This is a genomic window from Devosia sp. Micro-HW1, from assembly GCF_056341075.1.
Map to the genome: position 1 here is coordinate 397,368 of NZ_CP094375.1, position 22,395 is coordinate 419,762.

Below are 22,395 nucleotides of genomic sequence, written 5' to 3' on the forward strand. Positions count from 1 at the left end.
CGGCTGGCCCTCGGGTCACGCCCGAGGGCGGCATCGTGGTTGTGGATGCGCCTTTCCTCCAGATAGGACACTTGGTCAGAAGCCATGGATATTTTCGCTCTTTTCACCACTAGGGTCACCGAAGCCCTGCGTGCCGATTACCCCCAGCTCGACGCCGAGCTGCTTTCGCGCGTCGTGGTGGAGCCCCCGCGAGATGCCGCCCATGGTGACCTCAGCACCAATGCGGCCATGGTCGTGGCCAAGCCCTTGGGCAAGAACCCGCGGGAAGTCGCCGCAGCGCTGGTCGAGCGGTTCAAGACCTCTGCCGACGTAATTTCGGTTGAGGTTGCCGGTCCCGGCTTCATCAATTTCCGGCTCGGTGACGGCGTCTGGCACCAGGTGCTGAAGTCTATCGGCGCCCAGGGCGAGAACTACGGCCGCTCGGACCTCGGCAAGGGCGAGCGGGTCAATGTCGAATATGTTTCGGCCAATCCCACCGGTCCCATGCATGTCGGCCACACCCGCGGCGCCGTGTTCGGCGATGCGCTGGCCTCGCTGATGGCCTGGTCGGGTTATGATGTGACGCGCGAGTATTACATCAACGATACCGGCGGCCAGACCATCATCCTCGGTCAGTCGGCGCTCCTGCGCTATCGCGAGGCCCTTGGGGAGACGATCGAAATCCCGCCCGGCTTTTATCCCGGTGACTATCTCGTCCCCGTGGGCCATGCTCTGGTTGCCGAATACGGGAAGTCGCTGCTCGAAATGCCCGAGCAGGAGGCTGTACTGATCGCTCGCGAAGCGGCACTGGCCGCCATGATGGAACTCATCAAGGCCGATCTTGCCCAGCTCAACATCCACCACGACGTATTCTTCTCCGAACGCCAGTTGCATGGCGCCGGTGGCGACATCGAAAAGACGCTTGCCTGGCTGCGCGAAGAGGGCATGGTTTATGAAGGCCGGCTCGAAGCCCCGAAGGGCAAGACGCCCGAAGAATGGGAAGATCGCGAACAGACCCTCTTCCGCGCCAAGGATTTCGGCGACGATACTGATCGCGCGCTGGTCAAGTCAGACGGTTCCTACACCTATTTCGCCGCCGACATTGCTTATCACCGCAACAAGTACCTGCGCGGTTTCAAGCACATGGTCAACGTGCTCGGCGCCGACCATTCAGGCTATGTGAAGCGCCTTTCAGCCGCGGTGAAGGCGGTGTCCCATGGGGAAGCCGATATCGACGTGCGGATCTGCCAGCTGGTGCGCCTGCTCAAGAACGGCGAGCCGTTCAAGATGTCAAAGCGTTCCGGCGATCTGGTGACCCTGGCCGACGTGGTCGAGGAAGTCGGTGCTGACGCCACCCGCTTCATGTTGCTGTTCCGGCGCAATGACGCCTCGATGGATTTCGATTTCGCCCTGGTCAAGGAACAGACGCGCGACAATCCGGTCTTCTACGTCCAGTATGCCCATGCGCGTGCAAACTCGATCTTCCGCACCGCACAGCGCGATATGCCGGAACTCGATGTTTCGCCGGCCGCGCTGGCTGCCGCCGAAGTAGAGCTCCTGAGCCATCCGGCCGATATTGAACTGATCCGCCTTCTGGGTGCCTGGCCGCGCACAGTGGCCGCGGCTGCCATTGCCCACGAACCCCACCGGGTCGCGTTCTATGTGCATGAACTCGCCGGGGCCTTGCATGGCTTCTGGGCAAAGGGCAAGGATGATCCTCAGTTACGATTTGTTAACCAATCCGACCCGAAGTTGACGCTTGCTCGACTCGCTCTCGTCGATGCCGTTCGGCAGGTGATCCGGAACGGTCTGGGGATTTTGGGGGTCTCTGCGCCCGAAGAGCTTTCATAATTCGGGCGCATTGGTGTGAACACTCGCGGCAAAGTCCTGCAAGGATTATCCGCATTCTAGGGGCGCTGGCTGATATGGCTGGTGAAACCGCAATCAATGGCCGCACAGACTGATGCACCGGACGATCTCATAGCCGAATTGGCGCGCCTGATGGCCGACGATGCCAAGGCGTCCCCGCCACCCGCGAATGAGAAAGCGGCACCGGTTCGTATCCCTGGCGATGCGAGTGCCGCTCCGGCACCACGCTTCGATTTTTCCATTTCGAGCAATCTGGCGTCCAACAGGGCGCCAGCGTCGCCCGTGCGCATCCCGGGTGTGGAGCCTGAGCCCGCCAAAGCAAGCCAGCCAGTCGACCCGTTCTCTTTCGATTTCGACTTTCTCACCCCCAAGCCGGCTGAACCAGCAGCACCGGCTGCCACACCCGTGCCTGCTGCTGCTCCGGCGCCGAAGGACGAGCCCTCCCAGCTCGACCAGGATAGCCTGGCCGACCTGATCGCGGCCGAACTGGCTGCCGATCTGGGTGGCGCCGGTGAACCCGACGCGCCCGTCGAGCCGACCATCGCGCCTGTGTCGCAGGCCGCGACCCCTGATAGTTTCGGCGTGCCGCCGGTGTTTGGTCTCGGCTCTGCCCGGCCCGCCTCACCGGGTCCCGCCGGCCCGGTGTTTGAGCCGGAGGCCCAGCCCATCGTTCCTGCCCATCCTCCAGTACAGCCCGTCCAGGCTGCCGTGCAGGCGCGCGCGCAAGAGCCTGAACTGCGTAGCGACGACGGCGCGATGGACCCTCTCGACGAGATCGAGCGCCTCATCGGACCAGCTGTTCGCAATGCCAGCCCCACGCATGCACCGGCTCTGCGAAGCCTCGCCACTCCGGTCGTGCCCGAGCCAGTCGAGCCAAGCGTACCGCAGCCCGAGCCCAGGTCGCGGGTTTCTGCGCCTACGCCCCAGCCGAGCGTGTCGGTCAGTTCCGTCGACGAAGCCATTCTGGCGGCTGCGGCGGCCACCGGCGCCCATGTGGAATGGGTCAATTCCACATCCCCTGAAGGTGCAGACCTCGACGACGAGGTCGAGCCCATGGTGGCTCCGGTTGGATCGCGCCGCCCGAGCATGAATCGCGCCGTGGCCGGACCGCTGGTTGCGGTCGGCCTGCTGGCCGTTTCAGGTTTCGGCCTGTACTGGGTGCTGGGGCAGGGCGGCGGTGCTGCCGGTCCCGCTCCGGTCATTGTCGCCGATACTACTCCGATCAAGGAAGTGCCCGAGGTCGACACGAGCGCCTCTGCTCAGCAGTCTGTTGTCTTCAATGAGATTTCCGGCGGCAACACCGGCGTCGAAGAGCAGATCGTCTCGCGCGATCAGGCCGACACCGATGCCGTCGTAGCGGCCAATACGCCAGTTTCCAACTCGGGCGTCATGACCGATGGCACGGGCGACACAATCAACCCGAACCAGGAAGGTCTGGTCAATCGCAAGGTGCGTACCGTCACTGTGCGTCCGGATGGCACCATTGTCAGCGGGGACGACAGCATGGCCGGCACGGCCATCCTGCCGGTCGATCGCCCCAACGTGCCCGAAGTTCCGGGCGCTGATTTCTCGACGCCTGATCTGATTGCCAGTGCTGAAGCCGAGGCTGCAGCCGCCGCGGCCGCTCCCGTGGAGCCTGCCGAGGTCCCTGCAACCCCTGCGGAACCTGTGGCGCAGCCGGGAACGGATATTCCTGTCGTCGATCCCGTCGGCGCCCTCATCACTGGCCGCACCGTCACCACTCCCATGCAGCGCCCTGCGGATTTTGCCGCCATGTCTGCCGCTGCGATCGCGTCTGCAAACGCAGCGCCGGCGCTCGCAGCGCAGCCTACGCCGGCTACAGCTGCGGCGGCCGCTGCGCCCGCGCCGCAGCCCGCCCCCGCTACACCGGCCGCGACTACTCCTGCAGGTACGGCAGCCGCCTATGTGCAGATGGCGTCGCAGCGCAGCGAGGCCGATGCTCAGGCGACAGTGCAGGCGATCACCACGCGCTACGGCGTACTTTTCGGTGGCGCAACGCCTCAGATTCAGCGCGCAGATCTGGGCGAGCGCGGAGTCTACTATCGTGTTCTGGTACCGGCGGCATCGCGCGAGGCCGCTGCCAATATCTGCACCAACGTCAAGGCAGCAGGCGGCGATTGCCTTCTGCTCTAGCGCAATTGCCCATCCTTGACGCTGGCGCCATCAGCGGCCAAGGATGGGGCATTGTGGCCACATCGACATCGGGCAGATGACAAGCGCAGAAACCAACTGGTTCGACACGCCGACTCCGCCGCCTGCTGAAGAGGTTCTGCATGTCGACGTTGGCGGCTATGAAGGTCCGTTGGACCTGCTGCTGGATCTGGCGCGACGCCAGAAAGTCGACCTCGCCAGCGTTTCCATTCTGGCCCTTGCCGAACAATACCTGGCCTTCATCGAAACCGTTCGCGAGCGCCGCATCGAGGTGGCTGCGGACTACCTCGTGATGGCTGCATGGCTGGCCTACCTCAAGAGCCGGCTGATGGTGCCGCAGGCGCCGGGCGACGAAGAGCCGAGCGGTGAAATGCTCGCCGCCATGCTGCAATTTCGCCTCAAGCGCCTCGAGGCCATGCGTAATGCAGCGACCCGGCTGATGAATCGTCCCCGCCTGGGATTCCAGATTTACGCACGCGGCGCGCCGGAACCCCTGCAGATCGCCCGCAGGTCCATCTGGGAGGCGAGCCTCTATGACGTCCTCAAGGCCTATTCCAGCCAGCGCGAGCGCGGCATCCCTGCCGAGTATACGCCGCGCCTGCGTACGGTGTGGTCCCTCCAGGATGCGCGGGACATACTTCAGCGCCTGATCGGTGACAGCCACGAATGGGTGGCGCTCGACGCCTATCTCGCCGAGTATCTGGCCAAGCCTGCCGAGCGCGCCACGGTACGCGCCTCCACCTTTGCATCGAGTCTTGAACTGGTGCGCCAGGGCGAAATCGACATCCGCCAGACCGAGACATTCGGGCCGCTCTTCATGCGTCGCCGCCGGAAAGATACGCCTTGACCGAACATGACGACGAAACCGGCGAGGTCCTCCGCCGACATCTACGTATTCTCGAAGCCCTGCTTTTCGCTTCGGCCGAGCCGCTACGCGCCACCGACTTGGCGCCCTACTTCGGCGAAGGCGTGGACATGATCGGCCTGCTGAAGCTTCTGCAGACCCAATACGAGGGCAGGGGCGTCAATCTCGTGCGCCGCGGCGATGGATGGGCCTTCCGGACCGCAGAGGACCTGGGCTTCCTGCTCCGCCGCGAGGAGCACGAAACCCGGCCTCTGTCCCGTGCGGCGCTCGAAACCCTCTCTATCATCGCCTACCACCAGCCTGCGACACGCGCCGAGATCGAGGAAGTTCGCGGCGTGGCAACCGGCAAGGGCACGCTCGACCTGCTCATGGAAGCGGGCTGGGTGCGCATGCGCGGCCGCCGCCGCACGCCTGGCCGCCCGGTAACGTATGGGACGACCGAGTCCTTCCTCGATCACTTCGGTCTTGAGGCTTTGTCCGACCTGCCGGGGCTCGATGAGCTGAAGGGTTCCGGCCTGCTTTCGGGGCGATTGCCGCCAGACCTGCAGATCCCCCTGCCATTTGATGGTGCCCTGCGCGAGGACGAGGATCCTCTGGACCCGTCCGACCCCGGCGACACTGAGCCGGAAGACGAGGAAACCTGAACCAGCTCACGGTTTTCACGTGCATGAGGGAACACGTTCTTGTGTTTGGGCGCGATTAAACCTATTTCTCGGTCTATCTATCGCGTGTAACGCGTATCTGGAGTTCTAGGGAGAATACAATGCACGCGCCGTCTATTTGGGGCATCCTCGTTGTCGCCGTCGTCGTCATCCTGCTGTTTGGCCGAGGGAAGATTTCGGGCATGATGGGTGAAGTGGCTTCCGGCATCAAAGCCTTCCAGAAGGGCATGAAGGACGACGACAAGCCGGCCGAACGTATTCAGACGTCCGCCGAAGTCGAAGCCCGCGAAGTGGACAAGAGCAAGGACGCTTGAGCGTCCTTCGGCTAGCGACCACTACAGGCGGCGTGCCGCCTTTCGGAGAATAGATCCATGCTCGGCCTAGGCTGGACAGAGATGCTGGTGATCGGCGTGATTGCGCTGATTTTCATTGGCCCCAAGGACCTGCCCGTCGTCATGGGTAGGGTGGGCAAGGTGATCGGACAGATCCAGCGCATGGGACGTGAGTTCCAGCGCGAGATCAACAAGACCACCGGACTTGATGAAGTACGCAACCTGCGCAGCTCCATCACTGCGCCGCTCAAAAAGACCGCCGACGAAATTCGCAAGGATTTCAACGCTATTGGCCAGGATGGCACAGTATCGCCGACCGGCGTTCTCAAGCCGACCGACCCCAGTACCGAGAGCGTCGTTGAGGCCATCCAGCAGCAGGCAGGCATGGCTCCGGCCAAGAAGTCCGCCGACGAACTTGCGGCCGACTACGGCTTCAAGTCCACCAAGGCAGAGCCCGCCAAGCCGGAAGCCCCGAAGTCAGAACCGGTCAAGGCCGTCCGCACTCCAGCAAAGACTGCGACGGTCAGGGCTGAGCCCGTCGCCACCAAGGCCAAGGCTGCTGCCAAGCCCGCAGCGAAGGCCGCAACCAAGTCGGCCGCCAAGGCAGACGCCACTTCTGCCGAGGCTCCAGCCCCCAAGGTCGTCCGCAAGCCTGCTGCGCCGAAGGCCGCAAAGCCTGTCGCAGCCGAGACAGAGACAAAGCCCGCCGCCAAGCCGCGCACACCGCGCAAGAAGCCGGCTGATGCGAGCGGAAAGAGCGAATAATGGCCGACACCAAGCCGCAGCAGATCAAAGACAAGTCCAAGGCCAATGAGCCGGAAGACGAACTGGCGGGCAGCGAAGCACCGCTGCTCGAGCACCTGACTGAGCTGCGCAAGCGCCTCATTCACAGCGCCATTGCCATAGTGGTGCTGATGATCGTCTGCTTCCTCTTTGCCAGCCAGATCTTTGACCTCCTGCTCAATCCCTATCGCTCGATCTATACCGATCCCGGGGAGATGGAGCTGATCTACACGGCGCCGCAGGAATTCTTCTTTACCCAGGTGAACCTGGCGTTCTTCGGCGCCGTCTTCATCGGCTTTCCATATCTCGCGACCCAGATTTATGGCTTTGTGTCGCCCGGCCTCTACAAGCACGAGCGCAGGGCGCTGGTGCCATATCTGATTGCGACGCCGATTTTCTTCCTGCTTGGCGCTGCCATGGTCTATTTCGTCGTTCTTCCCATGGCGCTGGGTTTCTTCGCCGGCATGCAGACCGAGGAAATCAAGCTTCTGGCCAAGGTGTCCGAATATCTCGGCCTTGCCATGACACTGATCCTGGCTTTCGGTGTCTGTTTCCAGCTTCCCGTGGTGCTGACGCTGCTAGCGCAGCTTGATCTGATCAATGTCGAGCAGCTCAAGAAGGGCCGCCGCTACGCCATCGTCGGAATCCTGATCATCGCGGCCTTCATCACCCCGCCAGATCCGATCTCGCAGATCGGCCTGGCTCTGCCCATGTATGGCCTCTACGAACTGTCCATCCTCTCCGTGCGCATGGTCGAGCGTCGCCGCAAGGCCGCCCTCGCTGCCGAAGAGGCAAAGAACGCCGAGAAGGCCTGAGGCCTCTCTGCCGGCCCGTCACAGGGTCATTCCGGCGAAGGCCGGAATGACCCTGTGGCTTTCGTGGAGGCTCGGCGGCCACGCCTTTCCCCCTTGCACCCCCATCGCCTCCTCCGTAAACAGTCCGCGTCACCAAGAGAGGCGGGCAAGGCCCGTAGAAGCGATGTTTGATATCAAGTGGATCCGAGACAATCCCGAAGCCTTCGACAAAGCCATGTCGCTGCGCAAGAATGTCTCCGTCCGCTCCGCTGATCTCATCGCCATTGATGAACGTCGCCGCCAGATTATCGTCCGCCTCAACGAGGCGCAGGAAAAGCGCAACAGCCTTTCCAAGCAGATCGGCCAGGCCAAGGCCCAGAAGGACGAGGCCAGGGCCGCCGAGCTGATGGCCGAAGTCGCGCGCCTCAAGGAATTCATCCCGACCGGCGAAGCCGAGGAACGCGCCGTCGAGAAGGAATTGCGCGACATTCTCTCGTCCATTCCCAACATGGCGCTGGACGACGTGCCCTATGGCGAAGACGAAGCCGGCAATGTTGAATATTTCGGCCCCAACGGCTCCGCCGCGACCGTGGCAAAAGTCCGCCCACCAAAGCCCAGCTTTGCCTTTGCGCCCAAGGAACATTTCGACATCGGCATCGCCGAAAAGAACATGGACTTTGAAATCGCCGCAAAACTCTCGGGCAGCCGCTTCGTGGTGCTGAAGGGCCAGCTGGCCCGCCTCGAACGCGCCCTCGGCCAGTTCATGCTCGATCTGCACACTAGCGAGCACGGCTATCTCGAAGTCCAGCCGCCGGTCCTCGTCCGCGATGAGGCCCTTTTCGGCACCGGCCAGCTGCCCAAGTTCGAGGAAGATCTGTTCTTCACGCCCCACGGCGATGGACGCCTGGCGCTGATCCCGACTGCCGAAGTGCCGATGACCAATTTCGTCCGCGAATCCATTCTCGCCGAGGAAGAACTGCCGCTGCGCTACACGGCGCTCACCTCCTGCTTCCGCTCCGAGGCCGGTTCGGCCGGCCGCGACACGCGCGGCATGCTGCGTCAGCATCAGTTCAACAAGGTCGAGCTGGTCGCCATCACCACGCCCCAGGAATCGGACAACGAGCACGAGCGCATGCTGGTCGCCGCCGAAACTGTGCTGCAGAAGCTTGGCCTGCACTATCGCGTCATGAAGCTCTGCACCGGCGACATGGGTTTTGGCGCCCGCCGCACCTATGACATGGAAGTCTGGCTGCCCGGTCAGGATACCTATCGCGAGATTTCCTCGGTATCCGTCTGCGGTGACTTCCAGGCCCGCCGCATGGAGGCCCGCTATCGCCCGTCTGGCGAAAAACAGCCGCCGCGCTATGTCCACACGCTCAATGGCTCGGGCACGGCCGTCGGCCGCTGTCTCATCGCTGTCATGGAAAACTACCAGCAGGAAGACGGGTCGGTACTGATCCCCGAAGTCCTCCAGCCCTATATGGGTGGCCTCACGTCCATCGGCGGCCGCTGACATGGACCTGCGCATCCTCATCACCAATGACGATGGCGTGGATGCGCCGGGTCTCGCCGTCATGGCGGACATTGCCCATGCCATTTCCGACGATGTCTGGATCATCGCCCCGGACGGCAACCAGTCCGGGGCAGGGCACCGCTTCAGTTTCGGGCGCGAACTGCGCCTCGATGAGCGAGGCGACCGTCGCTTCGCTGTCCTTGGTGGCTCCCCCGCTGATTGCGTCGTCGCCGGCATGACCCATCTTCTGGGCGACCGGCCGGCCGACCTCGTCCTGTCAGGCGTCAATGCCGGTCAGAACCTGGGGGACATCGTCAATTGCTCCGGCACGGCTGCCGGCGCACGCGAGGGCGTGCTTCAGGGCGCCATCGGCATCGCCATGAGCCAGTCCATGGACTACGAGGTTACCCACAATCCTGATTGGACGAATGCGCGCCTCTTCGGTGCCGATGTGGTCGATACCATCCTCCGCGCCCATGCTGGCGATGACGTGTTCTACAACGTCAACTTCCCGTTCTGCTCCTCCGCGCAGGTCACGGGCATTTCCGCCGTCTCCCACCAGCGCTTCTCGCGCTCGCCCGTTCGCTACTATCAGAGCGACAATCCGGACGGGTTCTTTATGGCCATTCCGGAAACCCCGCTGCCGCTCGATCCAGCCGGCGATTTCGAAGTGCTCCGCCGCGGCAACGCCATCACCGTGACGCCCTTCGCCCTGCAGCAGACCCATCAGGGTGCTTTGGAGCGGCTGGGAAGCATGGCGCTGAAGTCTCGTTAAGGTCCGGGCCTTTTCGCCCCCCACCAGGCCGCCCTCGGACTTGATCCGAGGGTTTCTCACCACATTTGCGGTCGGATGGGCTGGCCCTCGGGTCAAGCCCTAGGGCGGAGTTGTGGGTGGGAGGCAAAATGGGACAGCCACTTGCTGGTGCAGAGGCTTGGCTTCTCCGGGGCGCGGCCTGCCTTCTCATCTTAACCTTACCCACCTCTGAATCACCCCGACACGATTTCGCTCAAATCGCATCGGCTTTAAACTCGTCTTTACCTTACCGGCGTAGCTTCAACCCTAGTTGTTGAGTACCTGCGTACGAGTAAGCCGATGAGTAATCGCGTTATTTCGCGGACCCATAGAAATGCGGTCGCCCTTGCCGGGATCATGATCGCAGCCGTTGGATTGTCCGGCTGTTCGAGTCTGGGGAGCCGCAATTTTGGCGACTCCACCGTTACAGGCTCGGTAGGTCAGTCTGGTCCGGCAACTCTCAATCAGCCCATGCCCCCGAGCCTTGGCGCGCCTCAGAGCGTGCAGGTCGCAGCCATGGAATTCTTGCCGCCGGCCAATGTCGGCGCAACCTGGACGAGTGGCAATACCATGCCGCCCGCACCGGTCGGCAATGTCTTCGGACAGCCCTCCGGCATGACCTCGCCGATCGGAGCCTCCGGTTCGTCGGTGCAGACCCAGGCCCTTCCTGCATTGAGTTCGTCGTCATCCATGGGAACCACGCAAGCCATGCCCGCTGCTCAGCCTCTTGCCCCTCTGCCGGCCGCTCCCGCCGCCGTCGCCATGGGCACCCCGTCCTCTGCCGCCCTCCCGGTCAATTCCAGTGTTCCGGTCCAGGCCGCAGCCAATTCCAACGCCTATACCCACACGATCGCCGGCGGCGAGTCGCTCTACACCATTGCACGCAAGTATGATGTGACCACCCAGGCCATCGTCCATGCCAATGGCCTGAGCTCGCCCGACAAGATCATCGTGGGCCAGAAGATCATCATTCCCGGCCGCTCGGACCTGGTGAACACCTCCAGCGTTCAGGTTGCCAGCACCGCCCCGACCTCATCGGTGCCGTCGCTGCCCAGTTCTCGACCGACCAATCTGGCTGGCAATAACGTCCTCCAGGCTGCCGCCACCCCGGCGCCCGCCGCCACGACGCCGGCCGCAACCCCGGTTCTTGCCGCCCCGGCAGCCGCGCCGACCCAGGTCGCTGCCGTTGCCCCCGCAGCCGAGCCGGTCGCGTCTGGCAATGACAAGTTCCGCTGGCCGGTTTCGGGCCGCATCATCACCGATTTCGCCGCCTCGCGGGGTACCGGTATCAACATCGACGTGCCGGAAGGCTCCTCGGTCAAGGCCGCCGAAAACGGCACCGTCATCTATGTCGGCTCGGGCGTCGAAGGCTATGGCAACCTGGTTCTGGTCCGCCACCCCAATGGCTACGTATCCGCCTACGCCCACCTCAAGGACATGAGCGTGGCCAAGGGTGCCGTGGTCAATCGCGGCGACTTGATCGGCACTGTGGGCCAGACCGGCTCGGTCTCTCGTCCCCAGCTGCACTTCGAGCTGCGCAAGGGCGCTACCCCGGTCGACCCGGTCCCGCTGCTTGCCAGCTAGGCCCGACTAAACTCCAGAGTTGCGAAAAGGCCGGAAGTGGTGCTCCGGCCTTCTTCTTTTCCATCGCGCCTGCTCGATTTGCGTCGTCATTGCCGGGCTTGTACCGGCAATCCACGTTGCAGAGAAAGTTGGACCACCCGGATCAACCGAGTGGTGACGATGGGTAGGTATCCAGACAGATGCATACGGCCAGGGGATCTAGACCGCCTTGCCCTCTTCACCCGCCAGCGTCCGCACCAGCTGGATGGCCACGCGGCCCGACCGCGCCCCGCGCGTCGCCGCCCATTCGATGGCACGCGCACGCAGCGTCTCCGGATCGATGGCGAGGCCATAATAGTCGGCATAGCCCGAGACCATGGCCAGGTAAGTGTCCTGGTCAGAATTGTGGAAGCCCAGCCACAGGCCGAATCGATCCGACAGGGACACCTTTTCTTCCACCGCCTCGCTGGGATTGATCGCGGTCGAACGTTCGTTCTCGATCATGTCGCGCGGCATCAGGTGGCGGCGGTTGGAAGTGGCGTAGAACAGCACATTGTCCGGCCGGCCCTCGAGGCCACCGTCCAGAATGGTCTTGAGCGACTTGTAGCTGGTTTCCCCACTGTCAAAGCTCAGGTCATCGCAGAAGACGATGAAGCGCGCCGGCTGGTCGGAAATTGCACGCATCAGGGCAGGGAGCGTTTCGAGGTCCTCGCGCGCGATTTCGACCATAACCAGCCGCTCGAACCCCTCGCGTGCACCGATATCGGCATGGATGGACTTCACCAGCGAGGATTTGCCCATGCCGCGGGCACCCCAGAGCAGGGCATTGTTGGCGCCGTGGCCGCGTGCGAACTGCTCGGTATTGGCCAGGAGCAGGTCGCGGACATGATCGATGCCCTTCAGCATGTTGAGCGGCACACGGCTCACCTTGGGCACCGGCAGCATGGTGCCGTCTTCGCCCAGCCAGTGATAGGCATCGGCCTCATCGAGCTTAAAGCTGGTTTTCCCGTCCTGGGCCATGGTGCGCGCTATGGTTTCGAGCGCATCGGCAATCCTGCCCAGATAGTCCTTGGTTTTCACCCTTGGGTCCTTCACTTTTGGCGCGGCAATCTGCGCGCCCTTATTGGCTTTGCATTAAGCAAACCCCAAATGTATAGTCCGCGCGATTTTGGCCGGGGCGCAAGTGCAGGCAAGCCCGATAGCGTCCACACCCACGAGTAGCTGGGCCGGGCCGCCCCTTCCACCAACTCATGAAAAAGATTCGATAAGGAGTTCGCTTGATGTTTGTAACGCCCGCCTATGCGCAGGACGCGGTTGGAGCCCCCGGCGGCATGGCTGACGTGTTCATCCAGCTTATGCCGATCGCCCTCCTGGTGCTGATCTTCTGGCTGCTGATCTTCCGTCCGCAGCAGAGGCGCCTCAAGGCCCAGCAGGCCATGCTCTCGGCCATTCGCCGCGGCGATACCATCGTCACCACTGGCGGCCTTGTCGGCAAGGTTACCAAGGCCGTTGACGGCGAAGATCTCGAGGTCGAGATCGCCACTGGTGTGAAGGTCAAGGTCGTCCGCGGCATGGTCGCCGACGTTCGCTCCAAGTCCGAACCGGTCAACGATAACAAGCCGGCCTAAGGGCCGAACCGGCCGGAGCCAAGGCTCCGGCCTTATGTCTTTTCAGGACGCCTTTGATGAAACAGTCGCCGTTCCGCGTAATCATAATTCTGCTCGTCGCCATTACCGGCATCTTGCTTGCAGCGCCCAATTTCCTGCCCAAGAGTGTCCAGGATTCCCTTCCGGGCTGGCTGCCGCAACCTGGCCTCGTGCTTGGTCTCGACTTGCAGGGCGGCTCGCATCTGCTGCTTGAGGTGGACCGCGACGGCATTGTCGAGCAGCGCCTGAGCGACCTGCGGCGCGATGCGCGCAACGTTCTGGCCAACCAGAACGGCATCGGCAACATCATCACCACCGATCCGGCCACCAATTCGATCACCATCGAACTGACTGACCCGACCCAGAAGGAAGCCGCTGCAACGGCCATTCAGGGCCTGCAGAACACGCTGAGCAACAGCCTGTTTTCGGCCGGTACCGGCACCAATGAGCTGACCTTTGGCGAAACGCCCGATGGCAAGCTCACCATTACCCTGACCGATGAGGGCGTCACCCAGCGCATGAGTTCGCTGGTGGCCCAGTCCATCGAAGTCATTCGCTCGCGCATTGACGAGCTCGGTACCACCGAACCGACAATCCAGCGCCAGGGCGATACCCGCGTCATGGTGCAGGTGCCTGGCTTCGGCGACTCCACCCGCCTCAAGAACATCATTTCCCAGACCGCACGCCTGACCTTCCACATGGTCTATCCGGGCATGACGGCCGACCAGGCCGAGGCCCAGGGCCTGCCCGTTGGTACCATGATCCTGCCCAGCCAGGATGGCGGCCGCGAGCTGCTTTACGAAGATGTCGCTATTGGCGGCGAATCTCTCGTCGACGCGCAGCCGGCCTATGACCAGCAGCGCGGCATCCCGGTTGTCAGCTTCAAGTTTGACACCCGTGGCGCCATCACCTTTGGCGAACTGACCTCGGCCAATGTTGGCCAGCGCTTCGCCATTGTCCTCGACGACGAAGTCATCACCGCGCCGGTCATCCAGCAGCCGATCACCGGGGGCTCGGGCCAGATCAGCGGCAGCTTCACCACCGCGTCGGCAAACGACCTGGCAGTGCTGCTGCGCGCCGGTGCTCTGCCGGCCAGCCTCAACGTCATCGAGGAGCGCACCGTTGATGCCAGCCTCGGCGCCGACTCCATCCAGGCCGGTCTCACCGCCGGTATCGTGGCGTCCGTGCTGGTCCTGTCCTTCATGGTCATAGCCTATGGCATCTGGGGTGTTTTCGCCAACATCTCGCTGATCCTCAACATCGTGCTGATCTTTGCCGCGCTCTCCATGCTCGGCGCCACGCTCACTCTGCCAGGCATAGCCGGTATCGTGCTGACGATCGGCATGGCCGTGGATGCCAACGTGTTGATCTATGAGCGAATGCGCGAAGAACAAAGGGCCGGAAAATCGCCCTTGCAGGCCATCAATGCCGGTTTCGAGCGCGCCTGGGGCACCATTGTCGACTCCCACCTGACCCAGCTCGTCGCTGCCGTCGTGCTCTATTTCATGGGTTCCGGCCCGGTGCAGGGCTTTGCTGTCACGCTCGGCCTCGGCATCCTGACTTCGCTCTTCACCTCTTACACGGTCACCTCCTACCAGGTGCACCTGTGGTACAAGCGCACCCGTCCCAAGGTGCTCAAGATCCAGCATTTCCGGTTCATTCCTGACGGTACCAAGATCCCGTTCATGAAGATCTCGCGCTATGTCATCGCGCTCTCGATCATCATGTCGCTGGTCTCCATTGGCGCTGCCTTCACCAAGGGCTTCAACCTGGGTATCGACTTCGTCGGCGGCACGGCCATTGAGGTCCAGCATGTCGGCAGCCCGGCCGATGTCGGCCAGGTGCGTGAATTGCTCTCCGGTCTCGATCTGGGCGAAATCCAGGTCCAGGGCTTTGGCACGCCCGAAGACGTGCTGGTGCGCGTCCAGGCGCAGGAAGGCGGCCAGTCCGCCGACCAGGTGGCGGTGCAGCAGGTCACAGATGCACTTGCAGGCGAGAATTACGAAGTGCGCCGCGTCGAGGCCGTCAGTGGCACCGTTTCAGGCGAACTCGCCTGGACCGGCACCATTGCCGTGGTCATCGCGCTGCTGTGTATCCTGATCTACATCTGGTTCCGCTTCGAGTGGCAGTTTGCCCTGGCTGCGGTCACGACGACGTCGCATGACATCATCATGACCATCGGCCTGTTCTCGCTGACGGGGCTGGAATTCAACCTCAGCTCCATCGCCGCGGTGCTCACGCTGGTTGGTCTCTCGCTCAACGAGACCGTGGTGGTCAGCGACCGTATCCGCGAAAACCTGCGAAAGTACCGCAAGATGCCCCTGCCTGAGCTGATCGACCTGTCGATCAACCAGACCATCGTGCGAACCTCGCTGACGCAGTTCACCGTGCTCCTGGCGCTCGTGCCTCTGGTGCTGTTCGGCGGCGAGGCGCTGCGCAGCTTCACCATCGCCATGACCTTCGGCTCGCTCGTCGGCATGTATTCCTCGGTCATCATCAATGGCCCCATCCTCATCAACTTCGGCCTCAAGCAGAAGACTGACGAGGAAGTCGCCGCCGAGGAAGAGGGCAAGAAAAAGACCAATGACGGGGCCTCGGTCTAGGGCCGATGCGTCTGCATCCGCGCCTCTCCCCTCAGGGAGGGGTCGCCGCGTAGCGGCGAGTGAGGGGCCTTGAAAGCCGGCGCCCCGTCTTGGACATTTGACGTGAAATAGAGGTCCCCGCTGTCGCGGGAATGACACCGTGGCCGAAACTCCCATTGCCCGTTTTCCGCAGCAGGTCGGCATCGATGCCTATGGCAATGGTGGCTTTCGCTTTGCCGACATGTCTCATCGGGGCTCCTTGCTCTGCCTGCCCGGCGGCATGACTGGCTGGGACATTGCTTCGGCCGCCGAATTGACGCTGGAAAGCCTGCAGCCAGTGCTGGATCAGGCCGAAAAGCTCGATGTCCTGTTGATTGGTCTGGGTACCGAGATCGTGGCCATCGACCCTGCTATCCGGCAGGCGTTTCGCGATCGCAAGATTATCATCGAAGCCACCCAGACCGGTGGCGCCGTGCGCACCTATAATGTGCTCCTCGCCGAGGAACGCGCTGTCGGCGCTGCCCTCATCGCCGTTGAGAAAGCACGCTGATGCCCGCTGAGAGCTTTTCCTTCGCCGCCGACGCCCTGCGCGCCAGCGACAAGGATCGCTACCTCGCCACCCTGGTCCTGCCATCCGAGCAGCGGCCCGCCATCACGGCGCTCTATGCGTTCAATGCCGACATTGCCGCCGTACGGGAGCGCGTTTCCGGCCCCCAGCCCGGCGAAATCCGGCTGCAATGGTGGAATGACGCGCTCACCGGCCATGGACATGGCTCCGTCCGGCAGAATCCCCTTGCCGACGCGCTGCTGACCACCATCGAACAGTATGGCCTGCCGGTCGGCACGCTGCAGCGCCTCATCGGCGCCCGCCGCTTCGATCTCTACGATGATCCCATGCCCGATCTCGAGACGTTCGAGGGCTATGCCGGGGAAACCGCCTCCACGCTCTTCCAGTTGGCGGCGATGATTCTCAACGGTGGAGAACCAGTTGCCGAAGGCGATGCCGCGGGCCATCTGGGTGTTGCCCAGGCCATGATCGGGCACCTGCGCGCATTCGGCTACGTCTCGGCACAAGGCCGGATCATGCTCCCCTGGTCCATTCTCGAGGCCAATGGCGTACGCGAGGGCGAGATTTTTGCGGGCCAGGAAAGTGAAGGCCTCCATGCCGCGCTGAGCCAGATCGCGGAACTTGCAGATAGCCATCTAGACAAGGCACGAAAGGCCATTGCCGCTCTTCCTGCCACGCTGCGTCCTGCCTTCGCGGCAATTGCTTTGCTCGAAGCCCAGCTGGCCGCATGGGAGACCACGTCCACCGGCCCCTTTGCCGCCCCGCCCGATGAGGCTGACTGGCGCAAGATTTCGCGGCTGACCTGGTGGGCGCTAAGAAATAGGTAGTCAGTCGTAGCGTGACGGCCGCAAAGCACGCGCAACTGGCATTCAGCCGCATAACCGACCCCATCGTCACCACCGGGCTTGTCCCGGTGGTCCACACGATGGGGCGGCGAATGCCGGGTAATGGATTGCCGGGATAAGCCCGGCAATGACGAAGGATGAGATGCGCGGGATGGAGGGCTATCGCTCCACGATCGCCACGAACTCCCCCACCAGCCGCGCCGCCACGTCGCCCTCGTAGACCAGCTCTGCCGTTACTTTCAGCCGCGCCTTATGGCGTCGCTCCAGCATATGGGCAAACCCGTCCCAATCGGCGGCATCAAGCCGCGCCATGGCCTGTGCCGTCCCGGAGATGGGCTTGAGATACTCCATCTCGGTGCGATGGATCACCAGTTGGTTGGCAATGCCCTCGGCCTCCAGTCGCAGATGCAGCACTGACCAGGCCGCAAGCAGCCCCAGCACGGCAGCACTGCCACCGAACATGGTGCCATGCACGTTGATATTGGGGTCGAGCGGGGCCTCCACCACCACGGCTTCGGCACTGGCTTCCAGCACCGACACATCCATGGCTCGGGAGAGCGGAATATGCTGGTGCAGGTAGTCAGCCAGTGCCGTCGGGGTCATGCCCAGGCCTTGAGGTCTTCGAGGGCGCGACCGGTAATTGCCCGGCGCTTGGCAATGGTCTTTTCCGGACCGCGCCAGCGCTTGACACCCTCCGGCTTTGTGATGGTCACTTCGGGAAACAGCCCAAAATTGACATTCATCGGCTGGAAGCTGCGCGCGCCACTATAGCTTTCGGCCTCGATATGGCCGCCGGTAATGTGGCCGATCAGGGCACCCAGCGCAGTCGTTATCGGCGGCGTCGCCAGCGAGCCACCCAGCACTTCGGCCGCAGTCATGCGGCCGGTGATGAGGCCCACAGCCGCGCTCTCCACATAGCCCTCCACGCCCGTCACCTGACCGGCAAAGCGGATACGCGGATCAACCTTGAGTTTAAGGTCCGGCGACAGCACCTTGGGCGAGTTGATGAACGTGTTGCGATGCAATCCGCCCAGCCGCGCAAACTGCGCATTCTCAAGGCCCGGAATCATGCGGAAGATTTCCGTTTGAATACCGTAGCGCATCTTGGTCTGGAAGCCGACCATGTTCCACAGCGTGCCCAGCGCATTGTCCTGGCGCAACTGCACGATGGCATAGGGCTTCACGGTCGGGTTGCGCGGATTGGTCAGGCCAACTGGCTTCATCGGCCCGTGGCGCAGGGTTTCGACGCCGCGCTCGGCCATCACCTCGATAGGCAGGCACCCGTCGAAATAGGGGACCTTTTCCCAGTCCTTGAACTCGTGCAGCGGCGCCGTCTTCAGCGCTTCGACAAAAGCGAAGTACTGGTCCTTGTCCATCGGCAGGTTGAGATAGTCCGCGCCCGTGCCGCCGGGGCCGGCCTTGTCGTAGCGCGACTGCTTCCAGGCGATGTCGTGATTGATGCTGTCATAGTGGACGATCGGCGCAATCGCGTCGAAAAAGGCCAGCGAATCCTCGCCGGTCTTTTCCAACACCGCCTCGGCCAAAGCCGGGGAGGTGAGGGGGCCTGTGGCGATGATCACATGCTTCCACTCGTCCGGCGGCCAGCCCGCGATTTCCTCGCGGATGACGGTAATATTGGGATGGTTGTTGATCGCCTCGGTCACCGCGCCCGAAAAACCGTGTCGGTCCACTGCCAGCGCGCCTCCGGCGGGCAGCTTGTGCTGGTCGGCAGCGCGCATGATCAGCGAATTGCAGCGTCGCATTTCCTCGTGCAGCAGCCCGACGGCGTTCTGCTCGTGATCGTCCGAGCGGAAGGAATTGGAGCAGACCAGCTCGGCAAAGGCGTCGGTTTCGTGCGCATCGGTGCGCTTGATGCCGCGCATTTCGTGCAGGACAACCTTCGCCCCCGCTTCTGCAGCCTGCCAGGCGGCTTCGGAGCCAGCCAGGCCCCCGCCGATGATGTGAATGGGTTCGTTTGACATGACGAGCGAGATATCAAGCCCGCCATGTCTGGGCAATCGGAGATTACGCTGCGCGCCGCTCGTGACGGCCTTCGTTGATCTCTTCCACGATCTTGCTGCAGAAAGCGTCGAGGTCGCCGGGATTGCGGCTGGTGACCAGACCCTGGTCGGTGACCACCGGGCTGTCCTCCCACTTCCCGCCGGCATTGATCACGTCGGTCTTGATCGAGTTGTATGACGTCACTCTGCGACCGTCGACAATGCCGGCCTCGACCAGCAACCACGGCGCATGGCAGATGGCCGCGACCACCTTTTTCTGCGCCCAGAAGGCCTTGATGAAGTCGATGACCTTGGGCTCGACGCGCAACAGGTCAGGATTGATCTGGCCGCCGGGTAGCACCACGGCATCATACTGATCCGCCGACACGTCGCCGATCACGCGATCAACAGCCACGCTCCGGCCCCAGTCCTTTTTGTCCCAGCCCTTGATTTCGCCTGCTTCCAGCGAGACCACCTCAACCTTGGCCCCCGCCTCGCGCAGGTGGTTCAAAGGAACTTCAAGTTCTGATTGTTCAAATCCATTGGTCGCGACAATTGCGATCGATTTGCCATCGAGCTGTGGCATTTGCTTCTCCTGTCGTTGCGTGTGCCGGGCCAACGAAAGGACAGGGTGATCGTTCCGCTGCCGCCGATCACATCGGGCTGCAGAAACGAAAACGCCCGCATCTCAGAGAGAGGCGAGCGTTCGGATCGAGGTAACGAGGCCGGCGGCCTTAGAGAGCGTCGGCATGGTTACGGGCAACACGGCTGATATCGGTGCGCGAGATGCCCAGGTCGCTGAGCTGACGGTTGTCGAGAGCGGCGAGCTCACGGACGGTCTGCTGGTAAGCGGCCCACTTCTTGAAAGTCTTGCGGATGTCCATTTGAAAGTCTCCTGTCGTTTGCAAGGAAAGATATAGTCCGAGCTAACCTGATCGTGCAGCTAGAGATTGGTCAAACATGCCATGCATTTTGTGCAAGGCTTGATCAGTGCCTATTCATTCATCATTCATATCCGGGACAAGAGCGTGGCCGCCGGATGGCAGCCCGGCGGCCACGGGCATGGATTCAAGGCTGGGGACAGATCAGCGGTCGAACAACGACTTCGTCATCTTCGAGAAGTCAGGTCCGGAAATCCCCAATATGTCGGCATCACGCGTCGAGGGAACGTCCATTTCCCGCAACGTCTGCTTGATGTCGACGAAGCGCCTCAGGCGCCACACGGCACGTACAAACATGGGCAAAATCCCTTGCGGAGTTCACTGTACGGGCAAAGCATGCGCCCCTTCACACGCTCCAGCTAGCCCGCATAGGGCAGGCGCTTCATGCGTGAACTGCATGGATTGTTCACCAATTTGTCGCATTGGCCGTCAGGAAAGGCGAAAATCCCGTGGTTTGGCCGCCACATAAGGGGCTTTACCGTCTGGTCACCATGTTTCCCCTTGTGCGAAGCGTCCCAAATCAACACACTCCGGCCAACTGATTTGGGGAGTCGACAGTGCGGCAAGGCGCGCATGTCATCGTCGTGGGCAACGAAAAGGGCGGGTCGGGCAAGTCGACCACCGCCTTTCATCTGGCTATCTATCTGCTGTACCAGGGCCACAAGGTCGCGACCATCGATGTCGACAGCCGCCAGCAGACGTTTACTCACTATGTTCGCAATCGTCGCGACTGGGCACGGGCAAAGGGTCTGAGCCTGCCGCACACGACCCACTTTCACCTGCCGCTGGCGCGGGGGGATTCTGCCCGTGAAAATCACCGCATAGAGTTCGACCTGTTCCGCCAGGCCATTGGCGAGGTCGAGGGCAAGTCCGACTTCATCGTCATAGACACGCCGGGCTTCGACACCAATCTGGCCCGTCTCGCCCATTCCCTGGCCGACACGCTCGTCACACCGGTCAATGACAGCCTGATCGATCTCAGCGTCATGGCGCAGGTTGATCCGGTTACCGGCGAGCCACGCGAGCTCAGCCACTATGCCCGTCTGGTGCAGCGGGCTCGCTCCGAGCGACTCTCCATCGATGGGCGGAACATTGACTGGGTGCTGGTCCGCAACCGCATCTCCATGCTGTCCTCGCGCAACATGCGCCAGGTCCAGACCATGCTCGAGCGCATAGCCATGCGCCTCGGTTGCCGGGTTGCCGATGGCATTGCCGAACGCGTCATCTTCCGCTCGCTGTTTGCCACCGGCATGACCGTGTTCGATCCGCTCGATGATGACTTGTTGGGGGGCGTGCCCTCTATGTCGCATATGAGCGCGCGGCAGGAATATCGTGCCCTGGTGAATGCGCTCAACCTGCCATCGAGCCGACGTGCAGAAGCGCGCCTGGAGGTGCTTTCCACACCCTCCGGCGACGTAAACCGCTTCGCCCATATGGCCGGCAGCGATTCCTGATTGAGCGACTAGCCGCGCGCGTAGGCAACCTTGCGGGGCGTTTCTGCCGCAATAGCGGTCTCTCGTGAGTCATAGATCGCGCGGGCTTCGACGATGGCATGGTGGTTGTCGGCTGACCAGTCCCACAGGGCACTGATTGGCACCTGCAGCGTCTTGCCCAGTTCAGTGAGGCTATACTCCACGCGCGGCGGGACTTCCGGATAGATCTGGCGTGTCACCAGGCCATCGCGCTCGAGATTGCGCAGGGTCAGCGTCAGCATGCGCTGCGAGACGCCATTGATCATGCGCTTGAGCTCGTTGAAGCGCAGCGTGCCGTTGCGGCCGAGAATGCCGACGACCATGACGCTCCACTTGTCGCCAATCCGGTTCAGCACGTCCGACATGGCAGTGCAGTTGGCATGCTGGGACGTATCGGAAAGGGATGGAATCTTGTCAGGCAGTGACATTTCTGTGCCTCCTTGCAGTCGTAACTCAGGCACAAATATAAACACAGTTACCGGAATATACCAGTGCGTCGCCGGAGAAGTGAAATGACCCCGCGACGCGGAGCAGTTCACACTCATTGGAGGAGGGGGCCATGAGCCAATCCAGTTATGCGCAGTCAGGCAGCACGGGCGGAGCAAAAGGCTGGACGATCGGCCTTTGGGTCGCGCAAATTCTGCTGGCCGCCGTTTATGCTATGGCCGGCTATATGAAACTCACCCAGCCGATTGACGCGCTCGTTGCGTCCGGCATGGGCTATGCCGGCGACTATCCCGAAATGCTCACGCGTTTTATCGGGACGATGGAAGTGCTGGGTGCCATCGGCATCATCCTGCCGGCCGCCACGCGCATCCTGCCGGTCCTGACGCCGCTCGCGGCCCTCGGCTTTTCGGTCATCCAGGTTCTCGCCATGGGTGTTCACATTTCGCGCGGCGAATTCATGGTCCTGCCAATGAACCTGATCCTCCTGGCGCTCGCTCTCTTCGTGCTCTGGGGCCGCACCCGCAAAGCGCCGATCAGCGCGCGCTGAGGAGAATTACGACAGGTAGAAC

General features: G+C 62.5%; 23 protein-coding genes. 16 read left to right on the top strand and 7 right to left on the bottom strand.

What is annotated here, in order from left to right:
* The first annotated feature begins 84 nt into the window (after positions 1 to 84).
* The 10 genes from argS to MQW79_RS01865 all read left to right on the top strand — a co-directional run bounded on the left by argS (position 85) and on the right by MQW79_RS01865 (position 11,346).
* Positions 85 to 1,830, top strand: coding sequence for an arginine--tRNA ligase (gene argS / locus MQW79_RS01820; RefSeq protein WP_476586478.1), 1,746 nt, complete (start codon positions 85 to 87; stop codon positions 1,828 to 1,830).
* A 96-nt stretch (positions 1,831 to 1,926) separates the two neighbouring features.
* Positions 1,927 to 4,002, top strand: coding sequence for an SPOR domain-containing protein (locus tag MQW79_RS01825; protein ID WP_476586479.1), 2,076 nt, complete (start codon positions 1,927 to 1,929; stop codon positions 4,000 to 4,002).
* Between the two features lie 76 nt (positions 4,003 to 4,078).
* The gene (locus tag MQW79_RS01830; protein WP_476586481.1) at positions 4,079 to 4,867 is read left to right on the top strand and encodes a segregation and condensation protein A; all 789 of its coding nucleotides are present in this window, start codon (positions 4,079 to 4,081) and stop codon (positions 4,865 to 4,867) included.
* A complete protein-coding gene (scpB, locus tag MQW79_RS01835) occupies positions 4,864 to 5,529 on the top strand; it encodes an SMC-Scp complex subunit ScpB (protein ID WP_476586482.1) in 666 nt (221 codons plus the stop codon). The genes MQW79_RS01830 and scpB overlap by 4 nt, the downstream gene beginning before the upstream one ends.
* Positions 5,530 to 5,648: 119 nt before the next feature.
* A complete protein-coding gene (locus MQW79_RS01840; RefSeq protein ID WP_046104142.1) occupies positions 5,649 to 5,861 on the top strand; it encodes a twin-arginine translocase TatA/TatE family subunit in 213 nt (70 codons plus the stop codon).
* Between the two features lie 57 nt (positions 5,862 to 5,918).
* Entirely contained in the window at positions 5,919 to 6,644 is a 726-nt protein-coding gene (tatB, locus tag MQW79_RS01845) for a Sec-independent protein translocase protein TatB (protein WP_476586483.1), read from the top strand.
* A complete protein-coding gene (gene tatC / locus MQW79_RS01850) occupies positions 6,644 to 7,477 on the top strand; it encodes a twin-arginine translocase subunit TatC (RefSeq protein WP_476586485.1) in 834 nt (277 codons plus the stop codon). The genes tatB and tatC overlap by 1 nt, the downstream gene beginning before the upstream one ends.
* A gap of 163 nt (positions 7,478 to 7,640) precedes the next feature.
* Positions 7,641 to 8,969 carry a serine--tRNA ligase gene (serS, locus tag MQW79_RS01855; protein ID WP_476586487.1) on the top strand — a complete coding sequence of 443 codons (1,329 nt, stop codon included), beginning with the start codon at positions 7,641 to 7,643 and terminating at the stop codon, positions 8,967 to 8,969.
* Between the two features lies 1 nt (position 8,970).
* Positions 8,971 to 9,744, top strand: coding sequence for a 5'/3'-nucleotidase SurE (gene surE, locus MQW79_RS01860; RefSeq protein WP_476586488.1), 774 nt, complete (start codon positions 8,971 to 8,973; stop codon positions 9,742 to 9,744).
* A gap of 318 nt (positions 9,745 to 10,062) precedes the next feature.
* On the top strand, positions 10,063 to 11,346 hold the full coding sequence (locus MQW79_RS01865) for a peptidoglycan DD-metalloendopeptidase family protein (protein WP_476586489.1): 1,284 nt from the start codon (positions 10,063 to 10,065) through the stop codon (positions 11,344 to 11,346).
* A 198-nt stretch (positions 11,347 to 11,544) separates the two neighbouring features.
* On the opposite strand, the gene MQW79_RS01870 is transcribed toward MQW79_RS01865, so the two are convergent.
* Entirely contained in the window at positions 11,545 to 12,405 is an 861-nt protein-coding gene (locus tag MQW79_RS01870; protein WP_476586490.1) for an ATP-binding protein, read from the bottom strand.
* Between the two features lie 200 nt (positions 12,406 to 12,605).
* Here MQW79_RS01870 and yajC point away from each other — a divergent pair, with 200 nt between their 5' ends.
* The 4 genes from yajC to MQW79_RS01890 all read left to right on the top strand — a co-directional run bounded on the left by yajC (position 12,606) and on the right by MQW79_RS01890 (position 16,948).
* Positions 12,606 to 12,953, top strand: a complete 348-nt coding sequence (gene yajC / locus MQW79_RS01875) for a preprotein translocase subunit YajC (protein WP_476586491.1) — start codon at positions 12,606 to 12,608, stop codon at positions 12,951 to 12,953.
* A 53-nt stretch (positions 12,954 to 13,006) separates the two neighbouring features.
* Positions 13,007 to 15,574, top strand: a complete 2,568-nt coding sequence (gene secD, locus MQW79_RS01880) for a protein translocase subunit SecD (protein ID WP_476586493.1) — start codon at positions 13,007 to 13,009, stop codon at positions 15,572 to 15,574.
* A 139-nt stretch (positions 15,575 to 15,713) separates the two neighbouring features.
* The gene (locus tag MQW79_RS01885) at positions 15,714 to 16,103 is read left to right on the top strand and encodes an Mth938-like domain-containing protein (protein ID WP_476586494.1); all 390 of its coding nucleotides are present in this window, start codon (positions 15,714 to 15,716) and stop codon (positions 16,101 to 16,103) included.
* The gene (locus MQW79_RS01890; protein WP_476586495.1) at positions 16,103 to 16,948 is read left to right on the top strand and encodes a phytoene/squalene synthase family protein; all 846 of its coding nucleotides are present in this window, start codon (positions 16,103 to 16,105) and stop codon (positions 16,946 to 16,948) included. Before MQW79_RS01885 ends, MQW79_RS01890 begins: the two co-directional genes overlap by 1 nt.
* A 177-nt stretch (positions 16,949 to 17,125) precedes the next feature.
* On the opposite strand, the gene MQW79_RS01895 is transcribed toward MQW79_RS01890, so the two are convergent.
* The 5 genes from MQW79_RS01895 to MQW79_RS01915 all read right to left on the bottom strand — a co-directional run bounded on the left by MQW79_RS01895 (position 17,126) and on the right by MQW79_RS01915 (position 20,204).
* Complete coding sequence (locus MQW79_RS01895) at positions 17,126 to 17,569, bottom strand: YiiD C-terminal domain-containing protein (protein ID WP_476586496.1); 444 nt, start codon at positions 17,567 to 17,569, stop codon at positions 17,126 to 17,128.
* The gene (gene trmFO / locus MQW79_RS01900; protein WP_476586497.1) at positions 17,566 to 18,948 is read right to left on the bottom strand and encodes a methylenetetrahydrofolate--tRNA-(uracil(54)-C(5))-methyltransferase (FADH(2)-oxidizing) TrmFO; all 1,383 of its coding nucleotides are present in this window, start codon (positions 18,946 to 18,948) and stop codon (positions 17,566 to 17,568) included. The genes MQW79_RS01895 and trmFO overlap by 4 nt, the downstream gene beginning before the upstream one ends.
* A gap of 43 nt (positions 18,949 to 18,991) precedes the next feature.
* Complete coding sequence (locus tag MQW79_RS01905) at positions 18,992 to 19,552, bottom strand: type 1 glutamine amidotransferase domain-containing protein (RefSeq protein WP_476586498.1); 561 nt, start codon at positions 19,550 to 19,552, stop codon at positions 18,992 to 18,994.
* A gap of 148 nt (positions 19,553 to 19,700) precedes the next feature.
* Complete coding sequence (locus MQW79_RS01910) at positions 19,701 to 19,850, bottom strand: DUF1127 domain-containing protein (RefSeq protein ID WP_476586499.1); 150 nt, start codon at positions 19,848 to 19,850, stop codon at positions 19,701 to 19,703.
* Positions 19,851 to 20,051: 201 nt separating this feature from the next.
* On the bottom strand, positions 20,052 to 20,204 hold the full coding sequence (locus MQW79_RS01915; RefSeq protein WP_476586500.1) for a hypothetical protein: 153 nt from the start codon (positions 20,202 to 20,204) through the stop codon (positions 20,052 to 20,054).
* Between the two features lie 260 nt (positions 20,205 to 20,464).
* Between MQW79_RS01915 and MQW79_RS01920 the strand changes: the two genes are divergently transcribed.
* Complete coding sequence (locus MQW79_RS01920; protein ID WP_476586501.1) at positions 20,465 to 21,361, top strand: division plane positioning ATPase MipZ; 897 nt, start codon at positions 20,465 to 20,467, stop codon at positions 21,359 to 21,361.
* Between the two features lie 8 nt (positions 21,362 to 21,369).
* Here MQW79_RS01920 and MQW79_RS01925 read toward each other — a convergent pair whose 3' ends face one another.
* A complete protein-coding gene (locus tag MQW79_RS01925; protein WP_476586502.1) occupies positions 21,370 to 21,807 on the bottom strand; it encodes a winged helix-turn-helix transcriptional regulator in 438 nt (145 codons plus the stop codon).
* A gap of 131 nt (positions 21,808 to 21,938) precedes the next feature.
* Here MQW79_RS01925 and MQW79_RS01930 point away from each other — a divergent pair, with 131 nt between their 5' ends.
* Positions 21,939 to 22,373 (top strand): DoxX family protein, encoded by a 435-nt coding sequence (locus MQW79_RS01930; RefSeq protein WP_476586503.1) that lies wholly within the window; start codon positions 21,939 to 21,941, stop codon positions 22,371 to 22,373.
* The last annotated feature ends 22 nt before the right edge of the window (positions 22,374 to 22,395 follow it).

Coding starts and splice junctions, on each gene's coding strand:
- argS (WP_476586478.1), top strand. CDS start 85: ATGGATATTTTCGCTCTTTTCACCACTAGGGTCACCGAAGCCCTGCGT.
- MQW79_RS01825 (WP_476586479.1), top strand. CDS start 1,927: ATGGCCGCACAGACTGATGCACCGGACGATCTCATAGCCGAATTGGCG.
- MQW79_RS01830 (WP_476586481.1), top strand. CDS start 4,079: ATGACAAGCGCAGAAACCAACTGGTTCGACACGCCGACTCCGCCGCCT.
- MQW79_RS01840 (WP_046104142.1), top strand. CDS start 5,649: ATGCACGCGCCGTCTATTTGGGGCATCCTCGTTGTCGCCGTCGTCGTC.
- tatB (WP_476586483.1), top strand. CDS start 5,919: ATGCTCGGCCTAGGCTGGACAGAGATGCTGGTGATCGGCGTGATTGCG.
- tatC (WP_476586485.1), top strand. CDS start 6,644: ATGGCCGACACCAAGCCGCAGCAGATCAAAGACAAGTCCAAGGCCAAT.
- serS (WP_476586487.1), top strand. CDS start 7,641: ATGTTTGATATCAAGTGGATCCGAGACAATCCCGAAGCCTTCGACAAA.
- surE (WP_476586488.1), top strand. CDS start 8,971: ATGGACCTGCGCATCCTCATCACCAATGACGATGGCGTGGATGCGCCG.
- MQW79_RS01865 (WP_476586489.1), top strand. CDS start 10,063: ATGAGTAATCGCGTTATTTCGCGGACCCATAGAAATGCGGTCGCCCTT.
- yajC (WP_476586491.1), top strand. CDS start 12,606: ATGTTTGTAACGCCCGCCTATGCGCAGGACGCGGTTGGAGCCCCCGGC.
- MQW79_RS01890 (WP_476586495.1), top strand. CDS start 16,103: ATGCCCGCTGAGAGCTTTTCCTTCGCCGCCGACGCCCTGCGCGCCAGC.
- MQW79_RS01895 (WP_476586496.1), bottom strand. CDS start 17,569: ATGACCCCGACGGCACTGGCTGACTACCTGCACCAGCATATTCCGCTC.
- trmFO (WP_476586497.1), bottom strand. CDS start 18,948: ATGTCAAACGAACCCATTCACATCATCGGCGGGGGCCTGGCTGGCTCC.
- MQW79_RS01905 (WP_476586498.1), bottom strand. CDS start 19,552: ATGCCACAGCTCGATGGCAAATCGATCGCAATTGTCGCGACCAATGGA.
- MQW79_RS01910 (WP_476586499.1), bottom strand. CDS start 19,850: ATGGACATCCGCAAGACTTTCAAGAAGTGGGCCGCTTACCAGCAGACC.
- MQW79_RS01915 (WP_476586500.1), bottom strand. CDS start 20,204: ATGTTTGTACGTGCCGTGTGGCGCCTGAGGCGCTTCGTCGACATCAAG.
- MQW79_RS01925 (WP_476586502.1), bottom strand. CDS start 21,807: ATGTCACTGCCTGACAAGATTCCATCCCTTTCCGATACGTCCCAGCAT.
- MQW79_RS01930 (WP_476586503.1), top strand. CDS start 21,939: ATGAGCCAATCCAGTTATGCGCAGTCAGGCAGCACGGGCGGAGCAAAA.